Origin of the sequence: Pseudomonas sp. D3-10, from assembly GCF_051132175.1 — a bacterium.
In the GTDB taxonomy this organism is placed as follows: Bacteria; Pseudomonadota; Gammaproteobacteria; order Pseudomonadales; family Pseudomonadaceae; genus Aquipseudomonas.
Map to the genome: position 1 here is coordinate 4,185,945 of NZ_CP071668.1, position 19,861 is coordinate 4,205,805.

Consider the following 19,861-nt stretch of genomic DNA (forward strand, 5'->3'; position numbering starts at 1 on the left):
TTTAGGGCTGCTTCGCAGCCCAGCGGGAGCAAGCTCCCTCGCCACAGGGTTTGTGGAATTCTCTCAATAAAAAACCGGACCCAAGGTCCGGTTTTTATGCAGCGTTAACGCGATTTCACTCAGCCGCCGGCGCCTCTGGCTTGCGGCGCTTGAGCGGGGCCATGCCGTCCTTGCTGACCAGCGACGGCGCGTCGGTCTTCGGGCGGTTGGCGGTCTTGCGTTTGGTCGGGGCCTTGGCGCCGGTCTTTTTCTTGTCGCCCTTGCCGTCGACCTTTTTCTTCTTCACGCCAACGGCCTTGCCCGATGCCTTGACCTTTTTCGGTCCGCTGTACGTGCCTTTGACTTCCTTGATGGTGCGGCGCTCGAAGCTCTGCTTCAGGTAGCGCTCGATGCTCGACATCAGGTTCCAGTCGCCGTGGCAAATCAGCGAGATCGCCAAGCCATCGTTGCCAGCACGACCGGTACGGCCGATGCGGTGAACGTATTCATCACCACTGCGGGGCATGTCGAAGTTGATGACCATGTCCAGGCCTTCCACGTCCAGGCCACGGGCGGCGACGTCGGTGGCGACGAGGATTTTCACGCCGCCCTGCTTCAGACGGTCGATGGCCAGCTTGCGGTCCTTTTGATCCTTCTCGCCGTGCAGCACGAACGCCTTGTATTCCTGGGCAACGAGGCGGCCGTAGATGCGGTCGGCCATGGCCCGGGTGTTGGTGAAGATGATGGCCTTTTCGTAAGTCTCGTTGGCCAGCAGCCAGTTCACGATCTGTTCTTTGTGCTGGTTATGGTCAGCGGTGATGATCTGCTGGCGGGTGGTGGAGTTCAGCTGGCTGACCGCGTTGAGCTGCAGGTGCTCGGGGTTGTTCAGCACCTTGGCGATCATCTCGCGCAGGCCCGAACCGCCGGTGGTGGCGGAGAATAGCATGGTCTGCTGGCGGTTCACGCACTCGTCTACCAGGCGTTGCACGTCTTCGGCAAAACCCATGTCGAGCATGCGGTCGGCTTCGTCGAGCACAAGCACTTCGACTTCCTTGAGGTCGAGGTTGCCGGCGTTCAGCTGCTCGATCATCCGCCCAGGGGTGCCAATCAGGATGTCCGGAACCTTGCGCAGCATGGCGGCCTGGACCTTGAAATCTTCGCCGCCGGTGATCAGGCCGGACTTGATGAAGGTGAACTGCGAGAAGCGCTCCACTTCCTTCAAGGTCTGCTGGGCCAGTTCACGGGTTGGCAGCAGGATCAGCGTCTTGATGCTGACACGGACCTTGGCCGGGCCGATCAGGCGATTGAGGATCGGCAGCACGAACGCGGCCGTTTTGCCGCTCCCGGTCTGCGCCGTCACCCGCAGGTCACGCCCTTGGAGCGCGAGCGGAATAGCCGCTGCCTGCACCGGCGTTGGCTCGACAAATTTAAGCTCGGCCACGGCTTTGAGCAGGCGTTCGTGCAGGGCGAATTGGGAAAACACGGGTGCTACCTCGAAGAAATGCAAAAAAACAGCTGCATAGGGTAACGGTTTCGAGCGCGAAGGCCGAGTTTCTTTATGCAAACGGCCGCAAATCAGTGTGTTGTCATGATTGGATTCACGATCAACGGTCACTTCCCGCCGCTTAAAATGCTCTAATTCGCCCCTCGCGCTCATAAAAGAACCGTCTCGCCCATGGATATCAAACAACTCTGGCTCAACCTCCAGGATTTCTGGGGCGCCCTTGATCAACATCCGATCCTGCATTCGAGCCTTGCGCTGGTGTTGCTGCTGGCGATCGCGCTGGTGCTTGGACGGGTGGCGCGCTATTTGATCCTGCACGGCGCCAAGCTGATCGGCCGCCAGCCGGCGCTGCACTGGGTCAACGACCTGCGCCAGAACAAAGTTTTTCATCGCCTGGCGCAGACGACGCCGTCGCTGATCATTCAGTTCGGCTTGCACCTGGTGCCAGGGCTGAGCAAGACCAGCATGATTTTCCTGGGCAATGTCGCGCTGTCCTTCACCATCCTGTTCATGTTGCTGGCCATCAGCGCCTTGCTCAGCGCCCTGCTGGACGTCTACGCCCGCACCGAACACGCGCGCACCCGCTCGATCAAAGGCTACGTGCAGCTCACGAAAATGGTGTTGTACGTGTTTGGCGCGATCATCATTGTCGCCACGCTGATCGATCGTTCGCCGCTGTTGCTGCTGTCGGGCCTGGGTGCGATGTCGGCGGTGATCCTGTTGGTCTACAAGGACACCCTGCTGTCGTTCGTCGCCAGCGTGCAGCTGACCAGCAACGACATGCTGCGGGTTGGCGATTGGATCGAAATGCCACAAGTGGGCGCCGACGGTGATGTAGTGGACATCACGCTGCACACGGTGAAGGTGCAGAATTTCGACAAGACCATCGTCTCGATCCCCACCTGGCGGTTGATGTCCGAGTCGTTCAAGAACTGGCGCGGCATGCAGCAATCCGGCGGACGACGGATCAAGCGCAGCCTGTTCATCGACGCCAGCGGCGTGCGCTTCCTGCATGACGACGAAGAGCAGCGCCTGTCCCAGGTTCGCCTGCTGACTGATTACATCGGCCGCAAACAGGCCGAGCTCAAGGCCTGGAACGAAGCCCAGGGCAACGTCGCGGCGATGTCGGCCAACCGTCGGCGCATGACCAACCTGGGCACCTTTCGCGCCTATGCCCTGGCCTATCTGAAAAGCCACCCCGAGATCCAGCCGAACATGACCTGCATGGTCCGGCAGCTACAGACCACCGCCCAAGGGATCCCGCTGGAGATATACTGCTTCACGGGTACTACCGTGTGGGCCGACTACGAGCGCATCCAGGGGGATATTTTCGATTACCTGCTGGCGGTGATGCCGGAGTTCGGGCTGGGCTTGTACCAGCAGCCGAGCGGCACGGATTTGCGGGCGGGATTGCTGCCGGCGGCGCTGGGGACGAGTCACTTGTCGGAGCCGGAGAAGCAGGCGGTCTAAAGCCAACCCCATTCGCCTGTGGGAGCGAGCTTGCTCGCGATAGCAGTGTGTCAGAAACATAGATGCTGACTGGTACAACGCCATCGCGAGCAGGCTCGCTCCCACAGAGGTCAGCGTGTAACGAGCGGTTGGCGAACCCCCAACCGACTGATCCACACCGCTGCCAGTATCACCGAACCACCCAACACCAACCGCCCCAGCGCCTCGTGCTGGTTCCAGATCAGCAGGTTCACCAGCAACCCCACCGGCACGTGCAGGTTATTCATCACCGCCAGCGTGCCGCCGTTGACCAGGCACGCGCCTTTGTTCCACCAGTAGAGGCCCAACGCGGTGGAAACCAGGCCGAGAAAGACCAGCACGCCCCACTGCAACGGCGCTTGCGGCCAGAAGTCGGCTTTGCCGAACAGCAGGAACGCCGGCAACGCCACCATCAATGCACCGAGGTAGAAATAACCGAAACGCCGGTAATGCGGCAGATCGCTTGGGTGACGCGCCACCAAGTGCTTGTAAAGCACCTGCCCGGCCGCGTAGGTGAAGTTGGCCAGTTGCAGCAGCAGGAAACCCATGAAGAAGTCCGGGTTGATCCTGTCATAACGAATCACCGCCGCACCGGCCACGGCCACCAGCGCCGCAATCAATGCCCAGGGATTGAAGCGCCGATTGAGGGCGTCTTCGATCAAGGTCACGTGCAGGGGTGTAAGGATGGTGAACAGCAGCACTTCCGGCACCGTCAACACCCGGAAACTCAGGTAGAGGCAGACGTAGGTCACACCAAACTGCAAGGCACCGATCAAGAGCATGCCGCGCATGAACGACGGCTCGACCTGGCGCCAGCGCGTCAGGGGGATGAACACCAGCCCCGCCAGCACGACCCGCACCAGCACCGCGAAATAACTGTCGACATGCCCCGCCAGGTATTCGCCGATCAGGCTGAAGGAAAACGCCTGGATCAGCGTTACAAAAAGTAGATAGCCCATACCGCCCCTCGTTTTGAATGGCGGCGAAGATAGCGGGTTTTGGTGGTTGTCGCGAATCTCCGAACACTGAACCCTGTGGGAGCGAGCTTGCTCGCGATAGCGGCAGGCCGGCCAACATCTACATGGCTGATCCACCGCTATCGCGAGCAAGCTCGCTCCCACATGGGCATTCAGCGAATGGAATATCCCAGACAAAAAAAAGCCCGATCTCGCTTAAGCGTTCAATCGGGCGGGTGCACTCAGGAGCTGTGAAAGTGCGAAGGGAGGTTCGATGCGCAAAACGGTTTGAAGGGAAGCGCCGAGTCACTAGAACACCCGGCGATTATCCGAAGATTAACGGCTTAGGCGACCTGGGAAAGCTTGGCGTTGGCCTGGTTCAAACCCTTCTCCTGGAAGTCGCCGCCCAGGTTCATGCCCTCGGCGTGAATGAAGGTCACGTCGTGGATACCGATGAAGCCCATGACCTGGCGCAGGTACGGTTCCTGGTGATCGGTGGCGCCGCCGGCGTGGATGCCGCCCCGAGCGGTGAGCACGAAGGCGCGCTTTTCGGTCAGCAGACCTTGAGGACCGGTGGGGGTGTATTTGAAGGTCACACCAGCACGCAGCACATGGTCGAGCCAGGCCTTCAAAGTGCTGGGAATGGCGAAGTTGTACATCGGCGCCGCCATCACCAGGACGTCGGCGGCCAGCAGCTCGTCAGTCAGTTCGTTGGAGCGTTCCAGCGAAGCGTTCTCGATGTCGTTGCGTTGCTCGGCAGGCTTCATCCAGCCGCCCAGCAGGTTGGCATCCAGGTGCGGCACCGGATTGATTGCCAGGTCGCGGACGCTGATCTCATCGGCCGGGTGCGCGGCTTTCCACTGGCTGATAAACGTTTGGGTCAGTTGACGGGAAACCGAATCTTGCTGGCGGGCGCTGCTTTCGATGATCAGGACGTGGGACATGGCTTGTAGGCTCCATCTGAGAATGTTGTCAGTCGATGGAGTGAAGGTTAAGCGTGATCATATCGATGAAAAAGCGCAAATAATTGCTGCGAACCATCGATATTTTCGTTTATAAGCGGAGCAAGCTTTGTGATGTCGCCCCGCCGCTGGCTATTTCGGCTTGCAGGTCAGCTCGATGCGCAGCTTGATGATGTTGCGGTTGAACTTGGCGGTGGCGTTCTTGAACTTGCCGGCGGCGACTTCGATGTTGCGGGTGCGCGGCGCCTCCGGGCCGTTGCGGAACACTACTTTGCAGGTTGCATCGGTGCTGCCGTAGTTGTTGACCTGGATCGAGCCGATGTCGGCGTCGGTGTCATAGGCGTTGTAGTCGATGCTCAGGCCGTTGAGGTGTTTTTCCACATCGATCGGGTAGGCAAATGCAGTCAGCGGCAGCAGGGCCAGCACCGCACAACAGATTTTTTTCATTCGGCAGTCTCCACCAAGGGACCGCCAGCTTAGGACAAGAGGAGCTCAATATGAAAGCGCCCCGCGTGACCCTTGATCAATGGCGAACGTTGCAGGCGGTGGTGGACCACGGTGGTTTCGCCCAGGCCGCCGAAGTGCTGCACCGTTCGCAATCGTCGGTGAGCTACACCGTGGCTCGCATGCAAGACCAGCTCGGCGTGCCGCTGCTGCGCATCGATGGGCGCAAGGCGGTGCTGACCGAGGCCGGCGGCGTGCTGCTGCGCCGCTCGCGGCAACTGGTGAAGCAGGCCAGCCAACTGGAAGACCTGGCCCACCACATGGAGCAAGGCTGGGAAGCGGAAGTGCGTCTGGTGGTGGATGCGGCCTACCCCAACGCCCGCCTCGTCCGCGCCCTCACGGCATTCATGCCACAAAGCCGGGGCTGCCGGGTGCGCCTGCGCGAAGAAGTGTTGTCGGGCGTCGAAGAAGTGCTGCTCGAAGGCGTGGCCGACCTGGCCATCAGCGGCTTCAGCATCCCTGGTTACCTGGGCGCGGAGTTGAGCGACGTCGAATTCGTCGCGGTGGCCCACCCCGAACATGCCCTGCATCGCCTCAACCGCGAACTGAGTTTCCAGGACCTGGAAAGCCAGCTGCAAGTGGTCATCCGTGACTCCGGTCGCCAGCAGCCCAGGGACGTCGGCTGGCTCGGTGCCGAACAACGCTGGACCGTAGGCAGCCTGGCCACCGCCGCGACGTTTGTCGGCAGCGGCCTGGGGTTCGCCTGGCTGCCGCGGCACATGATCGAACGAGAGCTCAAGGAAGGCTTGCTCAAGCGTCTACCCTTGGAGCAAGGAGGCAGCCGCAACTCGACTTTCTATCTGTTCTCCAACAAGGAAAAACCTCTGGGCCCGGCCACGCAAATCCTCATCGAGCTGCTGCGCACCTTTGATACCGCGCCGCTGGATGCGCCGTTCGCCGCACCTGAACAAGCCTGACAAGGAATTCGCCGATGGCCTATTTTGCGCACGAAGGTTGCAACCTGCACTATGAGGAATATGGCCACGGCGCGCCCCTGGTGCTGGTCCACGGGTTGGGCTCCAGCACACGGGATTGGGAAAAGCAGATCCCGGTGCTGTCCGCCCGCTATCGCCTGATCGTGTTGGATGTGCGCGGACACGGTCGGTCCGACAAGCCGCGTGAGCGCTACAGCATCGAAGGCTTCAGCGACGACCTGAGCGCCCTGATCGATTACCTCGACCTGGGCGCGGTGCATCTGGTGGGCTGGTCCATGGGCGGCATGATCTGCTTCCAACTGGCCGTGGACGAACCCACGCGGGTCAAGAGCCTGTGCATCGTCAACAGCGCCCCGGAGGTCAAGGTCCGCACGCCCGACGATTGCTGGCAGTGGTTCAAGCGCTGGAGCCTGATGCGGCTGCTCAGCCTGGAAACCATCGGCAAGGCCCTCGGTGCCAAGCTGTTCCCCAAGCCCGAACAGACCGAATTGCGCCTGGAAATGGCCCGGCGCTGGGCAATGAATGACAAACGTGCTTATCTGGCCAGCTTCGACGCCATTGTCGGCTGGGGCGTACAGGAACGCCTGTCGCAAGTTGCCTGTCCAACCCTCATCATTTGCGCCGACCACGACTACACCCCGGTGGCGCTGAAAGAAGCCTATTCAAAGCGTTTGCCTGACGCACGACTGGCAGTCATCACCGATTCACGGCACGCTACGCCGCTGGATCAACCCGAACGCTTCAACCAAACCCTGCTCGAATTCTTGATCGCAATCGATTCCACTACTCAGGATCACTGAACCCATGCTGAAAAAAATCGCCCTCGCCGCCGGCTCCGTCCTCTTTGCTGCCAACCTGATGGCCGCGCAACCGGCCAAGGCCCCTCACGTATTGCTGGACACCACCAACGGTCAGATTGAAATCGAACTGGACCCGGTCAAGGCCCCTATCAGTACCAAGAATTTTCTTGAGTACGTTGACAGCGGCTTCTACAACAACACGATTTTCCACCGTGTGATCCCGGGCTTCATGGCCCAGGGCGGCGGTTTCACCCAACAGATGCAACAGAAAGACACCAAGGCGCCGATCAAGAACGAAGCCAGCAATGGCCTGCACAACGTACGCGGCACCTTGTCGATGGCCCGCACATCCAACCCGGATTCGGCCACCAGCCAGTTCTTCATCAACGTGGCCGACAACGCCTTCCTGGATCCGGGTCGCGACGCTGGTTACGCGGTGTTCGCCAAGGTGGTCAAGGGGATGGACGTGGTGGACATCATCGTCAACTCCCAGACCACCACCAAGCAAGGCATGCAAAACGTGCCGGTCGACCCTGTGATCATCAAGTCGGCCAAGCGCATCGACTAAACCCACAGGGCAAGCCTGGGCGGCGTCGGCGATCCCGCGCCGCCCACAGCAAAAAAGGAGAGCCCTGCCCGGGCTAGGTACCCCATGGTTTATCGCCGTTTCGAAAAACTGATCGACATCTTCCGCGACGCCCCGACTTCGGCCCCGCCGAACCGCGTCCTGCCCTTTTACACGTATTACCTGAAACAGGTCTGGCCCAGCTTCGCCGTGCTGCTGGTGGTCGGCCTGATCGGCGCGCTGATCGAAGTGGCGCTGTTCAGCTACCTGAGCCGCATCATCGACCTGACCCAGGCCACGCCCAACGCAGAGTTCTTCAAGCTCCACGGCCTCGAACTGGCCTGGATGGCGGTGGTCGCACTGGTTCTTCGGCCGATTTTTGTCGCCCTGCATGACTTGCTGGTTCACCAGACCCTGAGCCCCAGCATGACCAGCCTGATCCGCTGGCAAAACCACAGCTATGTGCTCAAGCAGAGCCTCAACTTCTTCCAGAACGATTTTGCCGGGCGTATCGCCCAACGCATCATGCAGACCGGCAACTCGCTGCGGGACTCGGCGGTGCAGGCCGTGGATGCGTTGTGGCACGTGCTGATCTACGCCGTCAGCTCGCTGGTGCTGTTCGCCGAAGCCGATTGGCGCCTGATGATCCCGCTGTTGATGTGGATCGCCGCCTACATCGGCGCGCTCTATTACTTCGTCCCCCGGGTCAAGGAACGCTCGGTGGTGTCCTCCGATGCCCGTTCAAAGCTCATGGGGCGGATCGTCGATGGCTATACCAACATCACCACCCTAAAGCTGTTCGCCCACACCAACTTCGAACAGCAATACGCTCGCGAAGCCATCGAAGAGCAGACTCAAAAAGCCCAGCTCGCCGGTCGCGTCGTGACCAGCATGGATGTGGTCATCACCAGCATGAACGGGCTGCTGATCGTCGGCACCACAGCCCTGGCGCTGTGGCTGTGGACCCAGTCGCTGATCAGCGTCGGCGCGATTGCACTGGCCACCGGACTGGTGATCCGCATCGTCAACATGTCCGGCTGGATCATGTGGGTGGTCACCGGCATTTTTGAGAATATCGGCATGGTCCAGGACGGCTTGCAGACCATCTCCCAGCCCGTCAGCGTCATCGACCGAGATCAGGCCAAGCCGTTGGCGGTGGCCCAGGGCGAAGTGCGTTTCGAGCAGGTGGATTTTCACTACGGCAAGAAAAGCGGCGTGATCAGCGACCTCAACCTGGTGATCAAGCCGGGCGAGAAAATCGGCCTGATCGGCCCGTCCGGCGCCGGCAAATCGACCTTGGTCAATCTGCTGCTGCGCCTTTATGACGTGCAGGGCGGGCGCATCCTCATCGACGGCCAGGACATCGCCCACGTCGGCCAGGAAAGCCTGCGCGCACGCATCGGCATGATCACCCAGGACACGTCGCTGCTGCACCGTTCGATTCGCGACAACCTGCTTTACGGCAAGCCCGACGCCACCGACGCGCAACTCTGGGAAGCGGTACACAAGGCCCGGGCCGATGAATTCATCCCGTTGCTCTCAGACGCTGAGGGCCGCACCGGTTTCGATGCCCACGTGGGCGAGCGCGGCGTGAAGCTCTCTGGCGGCCAGCGTCAGCGCATCGCTATTGCCCGGGTGCTGCTCAAGGACGCGCCAATCCTGATCATGGACGAAGCGACCTCCGCGCTGGACTCGGAAGTCGAGGCGGCCATCCAGGAAAGCCTCGAGACGCTGATGCAAGGCAAAACCGTGATCGCCATCGCCCACCGCCTCTCCACCATCGCCCGGATGGACCGGCTGGTGGTGCTGGAGAAGGGTCGCATCGCCGAGACCGGCAGCCATGCCGAGTTGCTGGCCCAGGGTGGGTTGTACGCGCGGCTGTGGCAGCATCAGACGGGTGGGTTCGTCGGGATCGACTGAACCCTGGTTATGCACAAAACCCCGTGGCGAGGGAGCTTGCTCCCGCTGGGTTGCGTAGCAGCCCCAAACTGTATCTGGCACTGCGATGTGTCAGATACACCGCAGGGGCCTGCTGCGCAGTCCAGCGGGAGCAAGCTCCCTCGCCACGGGGGCTCAGAGAACTTCAGCACTGCCGATAAGGCAGTGCCGTTTTCGCTTCTTCGGCATACGCCATCACGCCCTCCTGCTCGCGCGCAAGAAAATCCGCCACCGCCGCTTTCAAGCCCGGATGGCGAAGGTAGTGCCATGAACGGGTGATCACCGGTTCGAAGCCGCGAATCAACTTGTGCTCACCCTGGGCCCCGGCGTCAAAACGCTGCACGCCGTTGGCAATCGCGTAGTCCATGCCTTGGTAGAAACACGTCTCGAAATGCAGCCGATCGAACTCTGCCAGGCAGCCCCAATAACGCCCATAAAAACTGTCGCCCGCCAACAGGCTGAACGCCATCGCCACCGGCCGTGAACCTTGCTTGGCCAGTACCACGCGAATGGCCTCGGGCATGCGCTCGGCCAGCAGGCTGAAAAAAGCACGGGTCAGATAAGGCGCCTGCCGACGCACCGCGTAGGTATTGGCGTAACAGGCGTAGACAAAATCCCACTGCGCCTCGTCCAATTGATGGCCTTCCAGCCATTCGAAATCAATGCCCTGCCCCGCCACCTGCTCGCGCTCCTTGCGCATCTGCTTGCGCTTGCGGGAACTGAGCGCGTCGAGGAAATCCTGGAAATCCCGATAGCCGCGATTCTGCCAGTGGTACTGGCAACCGATTCGCTGCAACCAGCCCTCCTGCCTGGCCAATGCCTCGTCGGTGAAGGCGTCGGTGAAGTTGATGTGGGCGCTGGATAGCCCTTCGATCTCCAGATAGCCCGGCAGGCTGCCCAGCAGTTCCAAGCCATCCTCAACACGCGCCGTCAGCAGTCGCGCGCCGCTCACCGGACTGAATGGCACCGCCGTCAGTAGCTTGGGGTAATAGTCGATGCCGGCCCGGGCACAAGCGTCGGCCCAGCCATGATCGAACACGTACTCACCGTAGGAATGCCACTTGCGATAGCTGGGCAAAGCCGCCAGCAGCCGCCCCTCTTCAAGGTGCAGCAGATGCTCGGGCTGCCACCCGGAATGCGAACCCAGGCTGGCGCTGTCTTCCAGGGCGGTGAGAAAAGCGTGGCGCAAGAAGGGTTGATTGACGGGCACCAGCGCGTCCCACTCATGTGGCGCGATGGCGGACAGGCTGTCCAAGACGTGAAGCGGCATGCGGTTCCCCGATATCCAGACGACGGATTGGGCGAGTATCGCCGATCCGAATCGCAAGGGGATAAAAAAACCCCGCCAGAGGCGGGGTTCAAAGGAGCTGTAACGGATGAAAGTGCAGCGGTGTATCAGGTCAAAATGGCTTAGAACACGTACTGGGCACGGACTACGAAACCGTCGCCATCATCATCGCCATTGGCGTTGGTGACTTTATCGGTCTTGGCCTTGACGTAGGCACCGGTGATTTTCACCGCTTCGTTGGCGTACCAGTTCACACCCAGGTTGTGCACCTTGGCTTCGGCATCGCCCACTTCGCGGGTCGCCGAGGCGGTGGTGATGTTGTCGTCTTCGACGGTCATGCTGTCGAAGCGGTAGAACACTTCCCAAGCGCCGATGGATTTGTTCTGAGGCTTGATGGCGTCGAATTTGCCGACTTTATAGCCACGGGATTCACCGGTGAGGGTGTAGGCACCCTGGACGTAGAAGCCGTGACCTTTTAGGTCTTCGAAGGCGTCGCTGTCAGCCTTGGTCTTGCGGCTGATGTATTCACCCTGGATAGACGCTGGGCCCATGGCGAAAGCGGCTTCCAGACCGAAGGCAGTGTCGGTGTCGTAGGAACCGGCCGGCGAGTTGTTGGCGCCGCCCAGGACCGGACGGTTGCCGTTAGGGCCGGCGTCATTGCCGCCCAGGGTTTCAACGCCACGCATGCCCAGACGGGAGCGATAACGAGCGTCGAATGCGGTGTCCGAAACGTCACGCGAGGCCACGTTCAAACCGAAGTGCAGCACGTTGCCAGCTTCGTGCATCGGGGCGAACACGAAACGACCATTGGCTTGCTTGATGCTGTTGCCGTCGGTGTCGTCGGTGTCTTTGCTGAACACACCGGCCGAGACGTAGAACGAATCAGCGAAGACGCCGGATGCTTGCAGGCCCAGGCCGTTCTGGTGGCCGTTGGCCCAGTCGATCAGGTCGTAGGCGGCATTACGCTCAGGTGCGGTGACCCATTTGGAGCTGGTGGCTTTTTCAAGGCCGAAATCCGGGTCGAAACGGCCGACCTTGATCGAAACCGGCTTGAAGCCGTTGTAGGCCAAGGAAGCTTCGTCGAAGTAGCCGTTATCGGAATCGCCGCTGTTGTGGGAGAAATCGTAGTTGATGGTGTAGGCCCAGTCCGTGTACAGCACACCGGACAACTCCAGGAAGCCACGGCGGATGTAAGCGGCATCGGCTTTGTCACCGTTGTCGGTGTAGATGCCATCGAACTGGCTGTAGTCAGCCTGCAAACGACCGCCGAGCTTGAAGCTGAACTCTTTGTCAGTGGTAGCGACCTCCAGGCCGCCCTTGGTCTTGACCACGATATCGGCGCCGTCTGTGGTCACGGTGCCGGCGAAAGCCTGGGCGGTTACTGCCATTGCCAGAGCGCTGGCGGCAAAACCTGCGAAGTGCTTACGGATCATCGAAGAATTCCCCTAGTTGGTAGTCTATGCGTTAGAAAACACGCGGAACTGGGCCCGCTGGTGTTGGGAGGGGATCTTGGCGACGGGGTGTGTCAGGCAAGTTGCTATCACATAAAGATTTTATGACAGCGGAACTTTTTACTTCGAAAGGGAATAACAGAAATGCCACAAAAATGTGGGAGCGAGCGTGCTCGCGAAGGCGGTGGATCAGTCAGATTCAAGTTGACAGATCTTCCGCCTTCGCGAGCAGGCTCGCTCCCACAGGAGTTTTTTTACATTGAACGAGAGATCAACGCTTGCGCAGGATCACGCTGCCGATCGAATAGCCGGCGCCAAACGAGCTGAGCACCGCGACGGAGCCGCTGGGCAGGTCGTCCTGATACAGGTGGAACGAAATCACCGAGCCGGCCGAGCTGGTGTTGGCGTAGCGGTCGAGGATCACCGGGGCTTCCTCTTCGCTGGCCTCGCGTCCCAGCAACTTGCGCACGATCAGCTGGTTCATGCTCAGGTTGGCCTGATGCAGCCAGAATCGCTTCACTTCGCCGACGTTCAGCTGGTTTTCCTCCAGGTGGGCGCCGATCAGTTCAGCGACCATCGGGCAGACGTCACGGAACACCTTGCGACCTTCCTGGACGAACAGTTTGTCCCGGCTGCCAACGCCCTCTTCCGCCGCACGGTTGAGGAAACCGAAGTTGTTGCGGATGTTGTTGGAGAACTTGGTAAGCAGCTTGGTGCTGACCACATCGAACTGATACGGCGACGTGGCCTGGTCCGCCCGCTCGATGATCACGGCGGTGGCCGCGTCGCCGAAGATGAAGTGGCTGTCGCGGTCACGGAAATTAAGGTGGCCTGTGCAGACTTCCGGGTTGACCATGAGGATCGCCCGGGCCTGGCCCAGTTGAACGCTGTTGGCGGCGGCCTGGATGCCGAACGTCGCCGAAGAACAGGCCACGTTCATGTCGAAACCGAAACCTTCGATGCCCAGGGCTTCCTGAACTTCGATGGCGATGGCCGGGTAAGGACGCTGCAAGTTCGAACAGGCCACGATCACGCCGTCGATGTCGGCGGCGGTGCGACCGGCGCGTTCCAGGGCCTGCTTCGCGGCGCCGACGGCCATTTCGCAGAGCACCGACCACTCGTCATTGGAGCGCTCGGGCAGGCGCGGCGTCATGCGTTGTGGGTCGAGGATGCCGTCCTTGTCCATGACAAAGCGGCTCTTGATGCCCGACGCCTTCTCGATGAACGCGGCGTTGGATTCGGTCAATGCTTGCACTTCGCCGCGCTCGATGGCCTCGGCGTTATCGGCGTTGAACTGCGCGACGTAAGTATTGAAGGATTGCACCAGCTCTTCGTTGGAGATGCTGTTGGCCGGGGTGTACAGGCCGGTGCCGCTGATGACGACGTTATGCATGGTCGTGTCTCTATTCTGTTCAGGCAGAAAGTATTGGCACCGACGTACCAACACGCAAAGGGACTTTTCCCATCCCGGGGAAGCAGCCCTGGCATCGCTTTATTCCGATCCGCCCGTGACCTTGAAGAGCAAAACCACGGGACCGGTATTTATAGGCGCGAAGTTTGCCATAAACGCTGGCTTTTGGCCCATGTTCCCTTTTACCAGACAAGAATCCACAGGGAATAGGTGGTGGTCTGATCAACCCTCCACCAACCCCCACTGCTTACCCAGGCGCTTGTCGGAAATCGGCACCTTGGTCCCCAACTGCTGGGCGAACAGCGACACGCGGTATTCCTCCAGCCACCAACGGTAGAGCTCCAGTTGCGGGTCGCGCTTGCCTTCCTGGGCGTGTTTGCTGGCGCGGGCCTGGTATTGAGCCCAGAGATTGGAGAGCTCGCCGCTCCAGACCCGGTCCTTCTGGACCTGGCTGCCCAGCTTCTCGAAACGTTGCTCGATTGCCTTGAGATAGCGTGGCAGCTCCTTGAGCCATTGATGGGGGGTTTCCCGCACGAAGCCTGGGTACACCAAGTGGCCGAGCTGTTGCTTGATGTCGTTCAGCGCCACGGCCTGGGCCAGGTCGATCTTGCCCTTGAAGCGTTTTTGCAGGCCGTGCCAGAGCTTGAGGATGTCCAGGGTCAGCTTCGCCAGGCGTTCGGCGTGCTCGGTCCAGGCGCCGCGCTTGCGTTCGGCCAGGGCCGCCAGCGCGGCACCGTCACGGGGCAGGCTCGGCTCGCCTTCGAGGATGCAGCTGTCGAGGCTCGCCAGCAGGATGTCTTCCACCAGAGCGTCGACGCGCCCCAATTCACGATAGAGCAGGCCCAACTCCGTCAATCCCGGCAGCTTGCCACGGAGGAATTTCGCCGTTTCGGCCAATTGCTGCATGAGCAAACGCTGCAAGGCACGACGGTGCTGGAACTCGGCTTCGGCCGGGGTCGGGAAGCGCCCTTCCTTGACCACGGCGCCCTCTTCCACCAACGCCGGGTACACCGTCATCGACAACCCGGCGATCTTCTGCTGGGTTTTCTCGGCCACCGGTGCGAAGACTTTCGCCTCCACCGGTTCCTGGCTCTTGGCTGTTTGCGGCACGGCCAAGGCGGCCTGGCTGGCCTCGGCAAAACGCGCCGTCAGCTCGGCCAGGTCGCGGCCTTCACCGAGGAACTTGCCCTGGCCATCGACGATTTCCAGGTTCATGCGCAAATGGCTTTCTACCTGCTGCGCCGCTTCCGCCCAGGCGTCATCGCTGACCCGCGCACCGGTCATGCGCAGCAATTCGCGCCCCAGGGATTGCGGCAACGAACCTTCGGCAAACGTGATGCGTTGCAACGCGGCCTTGACGAAGTCCGGCACCGGCACGAAGTTCTTGCGCAAGGCCTTGGGCAGGTTGCGCACCAGCGCGATGCACTTGGCTTCGATCATCCCCGGCACCAGCCATTCCAGGCGCTCAGGTGGCAGCATCGGCAGCAGCGGCGCCGGTACACGCAACGTGACGCCGTCGCGGGGATGGTTGGGCTCGAAGTGATAGCTTAACGGCAACGTCAAGTCGCCGACGCGCAAGGTGTCGGGGTACTGGTTGGCCGTCACCTCGCTGGCCTCCCGGGCCAGCACGTCTTCTTCGCGCATGACCAACAGCTGCGGATCTTTCTGGCTGTTGATCCGATACCAGCTGTCAAACGTCGCGGTCTGATGAATTTCGGCAGGCAGGCGCGCGTCGTAGAAGGCGAACAGCGTTTCCTCGTCCGCGAGGATGTCGCGGCGACGGGCCTTGGCTTCGAGCTCGTCGAGTTGTTCAAGCAACCGCGTATTGGCGCTCAGGCACTTGGCCTTGGACTGGATCTCGCCACGCACCAGCGCCTCGCGGATGAACAATTCACGGGACACCACCGGGTCCACCGGCCCGTAGTGAACGGGCCGACGACCAACGACGATCAGCCCGAACAAGGTGATCTGCTCATAAGCCACCACTTGCCCGCGCTTCTTCTCCCAATGGGGCTCGAAGTGGTTTTTCTTGATCAGGTGCCCCGCCAGTGGTTCGATCCAGTCCGGCTCGATCTTCGCCACCATGCGCGCGTACAACTTGGTGGTTTCCACCAGTTCGGCGGTCATCAGCCACTGCGGACGCTTCTTGCCCAGGCCTGACGATGGATGGATCCAGAAGCGCCGCTGGCGAGCGCCTAGGTAATCGCCGTCTTCGGTTTTCTGGCCGATCTGGCTCAACAGGCCCGAGAGCACCGCCTTGTGCAGTTTCGGGTAATCGGCCGGCTCTTTGTTGAGGCTCAACTGCATGTCGCGGCAGATCAGGCTCAACTGGCGGTGGGAATCACGCCATTCGCGCAGGCGCAGGTAGTTGAGGAAGTTCTTGCGGCACCAGTTGCGCAGCGGGTTGGCGGTCAGGGCTTGGCGCTGTTCTTCGAAACCTCGCCACAGATTGACCAAGCCGGCGAAGTCCGAATCCGCGTCCTTCCATTGGGCGTGAGCCTGGTCGGCGGCCTGTTGGCGCTCGGGCGGACGCTCGCGCGGATCCTGGATGGACATGGCGCTGGCGACAATCAGCACTTCCTGCAGGCTGCCCAGCTTCGCTGCTTCCAACAACATGCGGCCCATGCGCGGGTCCACCGGCAAACGCGCCAATTGCCGACCCAACGGCGTCAATTGGCTGTTACGGTCCACCGCCGACAATTCTTGCAGCAGGTTGAATCCGTCGCTGATGGCCTTGCCGTCCGGCGGCTCGATGAACGGGAAATCGGTGATCTCGCCGAGACGCAGGTGCAGCATCTGCAGGATCACCGCCGCCAGGTTGGTGCGCAGGATTTCCGGATCGGTGAATTCAGGGCGACTGATGAAATCCTCTTCGCTGTACAACCGCACGCAGATCCCCGGCTCGACCCGCCCGCAACGGCCTTTGCGCTGGTTGGCGCTGGCCTGGGATATGGCTTCGATGGGCAGGCGCTGGACCTTCGCGCGATAGCTGTAGCGGCTGATGCGCGCGGTGCCGCTGTCGATTACGTAGCGGATACCCGGCACGGTCAATGAGGTTTCGGCGACGTTGGTGGCCAGCACCACGCGACGGCCCGGGTGGGACTGGAAGATCCGTTGTTGTTCGGCCGGCGACAAGCGCGCGTACAGCGGCAGGATCTCGGTGTGCTTGAGTTGGGCCTTGCGCAGCATCTCCGCGGCGTCGCGAATCTCCCGCTCGCCCGGCAGGAACACCAGCACGTCGCCGGGGCTGCGCCGTTCGCTGCGCTCGTAGGCAGCGATTTCGTCGAGGGTGGCGAGAATCGCCTGGTCGACGGTCAAGTCATCCTCGACCCGGTTACCCTCCTCGTCTTGCTCAAGGGTCAGCGGGCGATACCAGGTTTCCACCGGGAAGGTGCGGCCCGAGACTTCAACGATGGGGGCGTCATCGAAGTGCTTGGAGAAACGCTCTAGGTCGATGGTCGCCGACGTAATGATGACTTTCAGATCGGGGCGACGCGGCAACAGGGTCTTGAGGTAGCCCAGCAGGAAGTCGATATTCAGGCTGCGCTCGTGGGCTTCGTCGACGATGATCGTGTCGTAACGTTCGAGGTAGCGGTCGTTCTGGGTTTCCGCCAGCAGGATGCCATCGGTCATCAACTTGATGAGCGTGTTGGCGTCGCTCTGGTCCTCGAAACGCACCTGATAACCCACCAGCGCCCCCAGGGGGGTCGCCAGCTCTTCGGCGACACGGCTCGCCACGCTGCGGGCGGCGATGCGGCGTGGCTGGGTGTGGCCGATCAAACCCTGCTGGCCACGGCCGATCTCCAGGCAGATCTTCGGCAACTGGGTGGTTTTGCCCGAGCCGGTTTCGCCGGCGATGATCAGCACCTGATGCTTGAGCAGCGCCTCCTTGATCTCGTCGCGCTTGGCGGCGATCGGCAAGTTGTCGTCGTAGCGAATCGACGGCACGCTCGCCTTGCGCGCCAGCACCAGGTCGCACGACGCTTGCATCCGCGCTACCCACTGGGCCAGCTTGGCCTCGTCGGGCTTCTTGCGCAGCTCGAGCAACTGCCGCCGCAACCGGTGCCGGTCGGCGAGCATGGCGTGATCGAGGTTTTTCAGCAGTTTGTCGATAGCGGGGGTTTGGTCAGTCATCAGGTACGCAGGGTTCGTCGGTTTGAGCGAGGGGGCGATTGTCGCAGATTTGCGGCTATTGCGCCGAACACCAGAAGTGGCCTCACCACCGTCCCCTTGTGGAACGAGCTTGCTCGCGATAGCGGTGGATCAGCAATCGTTGATGTTAACTGGCACACCGTCATCGCGAGCAAGCTCGCTCCCACAGGTGGCTTTTGCTTGCCTGCTGGTTATTCGCTGTCCAGGTCTTTACGCCGATACGGGAACACATCGATGACCTTTCCCGCCCGGATCGCCTCTTGCAAGCCTTTCCAGTAGTCAGCGTTATATAGCTCGCCGTGCAACTGGTCGAACAGCTTGCGCTGCCCTGCGTCGGCGAACAGGAACGGCGGGAACTCTTCAGGGAAAACGTCCAGCGGGCCGATGGAATACCAGGGCTCGGACGCCATCTCATCTTCCGGCGTGCGCGGCTGGGGGATATGGCGGAAGTTGGCCTCGGTGAGAAAGCAGATCTCATCGTAGTCGTAGAACACCACGCGGCCATGGCGGGTTACGCCGAAGTTCTTGAGCAGCATGTCGCCGGGGAAGATATTGGCGGCCGCCAGTTGCTTGATCGCCAGGCCATAATCTTCCAGCGCCTCGCGCACCTGGGCTTCGTTGGCGTTTTCCAGGTACAGGTTCAACGGGGTCATGCGCCGCTCGGTCCAGCAGTGGCGGATCAACACCGTGTCGCCCTCCACCGACACCGTGGACGGCGCCACTTCCAGCAGTTCTTCCAGGCAGGCCGGCTCGAATTTGCTCAGGGGGAAGCGGAAGTCGGCGAACTCCTGGGTGTCGGCCATGCGCCCGACCCGGTCAACGCTTTTCACCAATCGGTATTTCTCGATGACCGTGGCCCGGTCGACGTTCTTCGACGGCGAGAAACGGTCCTTGATGATCTTGAACACGGTGTTGAAGCCCGGCAGGGTGAACACGCTCATGACCATGCCGCGCACGCCCGGCGCCATGATGAACTGGTCATCGGTGTTCGCCAGGTGGTTGATCAGCGCCCGGTAGAACTCCGACTTGCCGTGCTTGTAGAAACCAATCGAAGTGTACAGCTCGGCAATGTGCTTGCCCGGCAGGATGCGCTTGAGAAAGCCAATGAATTCCGCCGGCACCGGCACGTCCACCATGAAGTACGAACGGGTGAACGAGAAGATGATCGACACCTGCGCCTCGTCGGTGATCAGCGCGTCGATCTGGATACCCCGGCCTTCGCGGTGCAGCAACGGGATCACCAGGGGCCACTGATCGTCACGGGTGTAGATGCGGCCCACCAGGTAGGCGCCCTTGTTGCGATAGAGCACCGAGGAAAACAGTTCGACCGTCAGTTCCGGGTCCTTGCAGACCCAATCCGGCAGGTTTTCGCGTAGCTGGCTTTCGAGACGTCGCAGGTCGCCGGGCAGGTCGGCGTACTCTTCACTGAAGCGATAATCGGCAAAGATCGCCGCGAGCATTTTGTCCAGTTGCCCTTCGGGTTTATAGGTGCGGGTCTGTGCCGCGCGAGCACGACGCAGGCTCGGCCGGGTCGTGTGGATGAACATGGTGCCGTCGCTGATCAGATCATGGCTGAACAGGCCGCAGAAGATCGAGTTGTACCAGGTCTCCGACAATTCATCGTCGAAGCGCAGGTCGATCAGGCTGATATAGGCGCTCTTCACCAATGGCCAGCGACCGACGTCCATCAAGGCCTCGGCGCTAAAGGCCTGGCGCAACCGGGCGACGGTTTCGAAGACTTTTTCTTCATACAGATTGATGCGCGCCGCCGAGGCCGCCTGCGCCTCCAACCATTGCGCCTGCTCGAACCGGGCGCGAGCGCCGTCGGTGATCTGCCGGAAATGCTCACGATAATCGTCGAAACCGTCGAGGATCGAACGGGCGATATCGGTCGCGGGCCATGGCTGCGGCATAGGGTAAACCTCGGC

Annotated in this window: 14 protein-coding genes; 5 read left to right on the plus strand and 9 right to left on the minus strand. The window is 61.1% G+C overall.

Annotated elements, in window-relative coordinates; genetic code table 11:
• Window positions 1-115 precede the first annotated feature (115 nt).
• Window positions 116-1,462, minus strand: a complete 1,347-nt coding sequence (locus J3P90_RS18715; protein ID WP_434650253.1) for a DEAD/DEAH box helicase — start codon at window positions 1,460-1,462, stop codon at window positions 116-118.
• A 192-nt stretch (window positions 1,463-1,654) separates the two neighbouring features.
• Between J3P90_RS18715 and J3P90_RS18720 the strand changes: the two genes are divergently transcribed.
• Window positions 1,655-2,953 (plus strand): mechanosensitive ion channel family protein, encoded by a 1,299-nt coding sequence (locus J3P90_RS18720; RefSeq protein ID WP_434675210.1) that lies wholly within the window; start codon window positions 1,655-1,657, stop codon window positions 2,951-2,953.
• 110 nt (window positions 2,954-3,063) lie between these two features.
• Here J3P90_RS18720 and J3P90_RS18725 read toward each other — a convergent pair whose 3' ends face one another.
• The 3 genes from J3P90_RS18725 to J3P90_RS18735 all read right to left on the minus strand — a co-directional run bounded on the left by J3P90_RS18725 (window position 3,064) and on the right by J3P90_RS18735 (window position 5,336).
• Entirely contained in the window at window positions 3,064-3,930 is an 867-nt protein-coding gene (locus J3P90_RS18725) for a carboxylate/amino acid/amine transporter (RefSeq protein ID WP_434675211.1), read from the minus strand.
• A 341-nt stretch (window positions 3,931-4,271) separates the two neighbouring features.
• Entirely contained in the window at window positions 4,272-4,871 is a 600-nt protein-coding gene (locus J3P90_RS18730; RefSeq protein WP_434675212.1) for an FMN-dependent NADH-azoreductase, read from the minus strand.
• 150 nt (window positions 4,872-5,021) lie between these two features.
• Window positions 5,022-5,336 carry a 3-phosphoglycerate kinase gene (locus tag J3P90_RS18735; protein WP_420766660.1) on the minus strand — a complete coding sequence of 105 codons (315 nt, stop codon included), beginning with the start codon at window positions 5,334-5,336 and terminating at the stop codon, window positions 5,022-5,024.
• Window positions 5,337-5,386: 50 nt separating this feature from the next.
• On the opposite strand from J3P90_RS18735, the gene J3P90_RS18740 reads away from it, so the two are divergent.
• From J3P90_RS18740 to J3P90_RS18755, 4 genes are all read left to right on the plus strand, one after another.
• The gene (locus J3P90_RS18740) at window positions 5,387-6,310 is read left to right on the plus strand and encodes a LysR family transcriptional regulator (protein ID WP_256233402.1); all 924 of its coding nucleotides are present in this window, start codon (window positions 5,387-5,389) and stop codon (window positions 6,308-6,310) included.
• Window positions 6,311-6,324: 14 nt separating this feature from the next.
• Window positions 6,325-7,128, plus strand: coding sequence for an alpha/beta fold hydrolase (locus J3P90_RS18745; RefSeq protein WP_434675213.1), 804 nt, complete (start codon window positions 6,325-6,327; stop codon window positions 7,126-7,128).
• A gap of 4 nt (window positions 7,129-7,132) precedes the next feature.
• A complete protein-coding gene (locus J3P90_RS18750) occupies window positions 7,133-7,696 on the plus strand; it encodes a peptidylprolyl isomerase (protein WP_434562895.1) in 564 nt (187 codons plus the stop codon).
• An 84-nt stretch (window positions 7,697-7,780) separates the two neighbouring features.
• Window positions 7,781-9,613 (plus strand): ABC transporter ATP-binding protein, encoded by a 1,833-nt coding sequence (locus J3P90_RS18755; protein ID WP_434610167.1) that lies wholly within the window; start codon window positions 7,781-7,783, stop codon window positions 9,611-9,613.
• 163 nt (window positions 9,614-9,776) lie between these two features.
• Here J3P90_RS18755 and J3P90_RS18760 read toward each other — a convergent pair whose 3' ends face one another.
• From J3P90_RS18760 to aceK, 5 genes are all read right to left on the minus strand, one after another.
• Window positions 9,777-10,901, minus strand: a complete 1,125-nt coding sequence (locus J3P90_RS18760) for a GNAT family N-acetyltransferase (RefSeq protein WP_434675214.1) — start codon at window positions 10,899-10,901, stop codon at window positions 9,777-9,779.
• A 140-nt stretch (window positions 10,902-11,041) separates the two neighbouring features.
• On the minus strand, window positions 11,042-12,352 hold the full coding sequence (locus J3P90_RS18765) for an OprO/OprP family phosphate-selective porin (protein ID WP_434675215.1): 1,311 nt from the start codon (window positions 12,350-12,352) through the stop codon (window positions 11,042-11,044).
• 289 nt (window positions 12,353-12,641) lie between these two features.
• A complete protein-coding gene (locus J3P90_RS18770; protein WP_434650244.1) occupies window positions 12,642-13,763 on the minus strand; it encodes a beta-ketoacyl-ACP synthase III in 1,122 nt (373 codons plus the stop codon).
• 240 nt (window positions 13,764-14,003) lie between these two features.
• Window positions 14,004-17,915, minus strand: a complete 3,912-nt coding sequence (gene hrpA / locus J3P90_RS18775; RefSeq protein ID WP_434675216.1) for an ATP-dependent RNA helicase HrpA — start codon at window positions 17,913-17,915, stop codon at window positions 14,004-14,006.
• 209 nt (window positions 17,916-18,124) lie between these two features.
• A complete protein-coding gene (gene aceK / locus J3P90_RS18780; protein ID WP_434675217.1) occupies window positions 18,125-19,846 on the minus strand; it encodes a bifunctional isocitrate dehydrogenase kinase/phosphatase in 1,722 nt (573 codons plus the stop codon).
• Window positions 19,847-19,861 lie beyond the last annotated feature (15 nt).

Coding starts and splice junctions, on each gene's coding strand:
- J3P90_RS18720 (WP_434675210.1), top strand. CDS start 1,655: ATGGATATCAAACAACTCTGGCTCAACCTCCAGGATTTCTGGGGCGCC.
- J3P90_RS18725 (WP_434675211.1), bottom strand. CDS start 3,930: ATGGGCTATCTACTTTTTGTAACGCTGATCCAGGCGTTTTCCTTCAGC.
- J3P90_RS18730 (WP_434675212.1), bottom strand. CDS start 4,871: ATGTCCCACGTCCTGATCATCGAAAGCAGCGCCCGCCAGCAAGATTCG.
- J3P90_RS18735 (WP_420766660.1), bottom strand. CDS start 5,336: ATGAAAAAAATCTGTTGTGCGGTGCTGGCCCTGCTGCCGCTGACTGCA.
- J3P90_RS18740 (WP_256233402.1), top strand. CDS start 5,387: ATGAAAGCGCCCCGCGTGACCCTTGATCAATGGCGAACGTTGCAGGCG.
- J3P90_RS18745 (WP_434675213.1), top strand. CDS start 6,325: ATGGCCTATTTTGCGCACGAAGGTTGCAACCTGCACTATGAGGAATAT.
- J3P90_RS18750 (WP_434562895.1), top strand. CDS start 7,133: ATGCTGAAAAAAATCGCCCTCGCCGCCGGCTCCGTCCTCTTTGCTGCC.
- J3P90_RS18755 (WP_434610167.1), top strand. CDS start 7,781: ATGGTTTATCGCCGTTTCGAAAAACTGATCGACATCTTCCGCGACGCC.
- J3P90_RS18760 (WP_434675214.1), bottom strand. CDS start 10,901: ATGCCGCTTCACGTCTTGGACAGCCTGTCCGCCATCGCGCCACATGAG.
- J3P90_RS18765 (WP_434675215.1), bottom strand. CDS start 12,352: ATGATCCGTAAGCACTTCGCAGGTTTTGCCGCCAGCGCTCTGGCAATG.
- J3P90_RS18770 (WP_434650244.1), bottom strand. CDS start 13,763: ATGCATAACGTCGTCATCAGCGGCACCGGCCTGTACACCCCGGCCAAC.
- hrpA (WP_434675216.1), bottom strand. CDS start 17,915: ATGACTGACCAAACCCCCGCTATCGACAAACTGCTGAAAAACCTCGAT.
- aceK (WP_434675217.1), bottom strand. CDS start 19,846: ATGCCGCAGCCATGGCCCGCGACCGATATCGCCCGTTCGATCCTCGAC.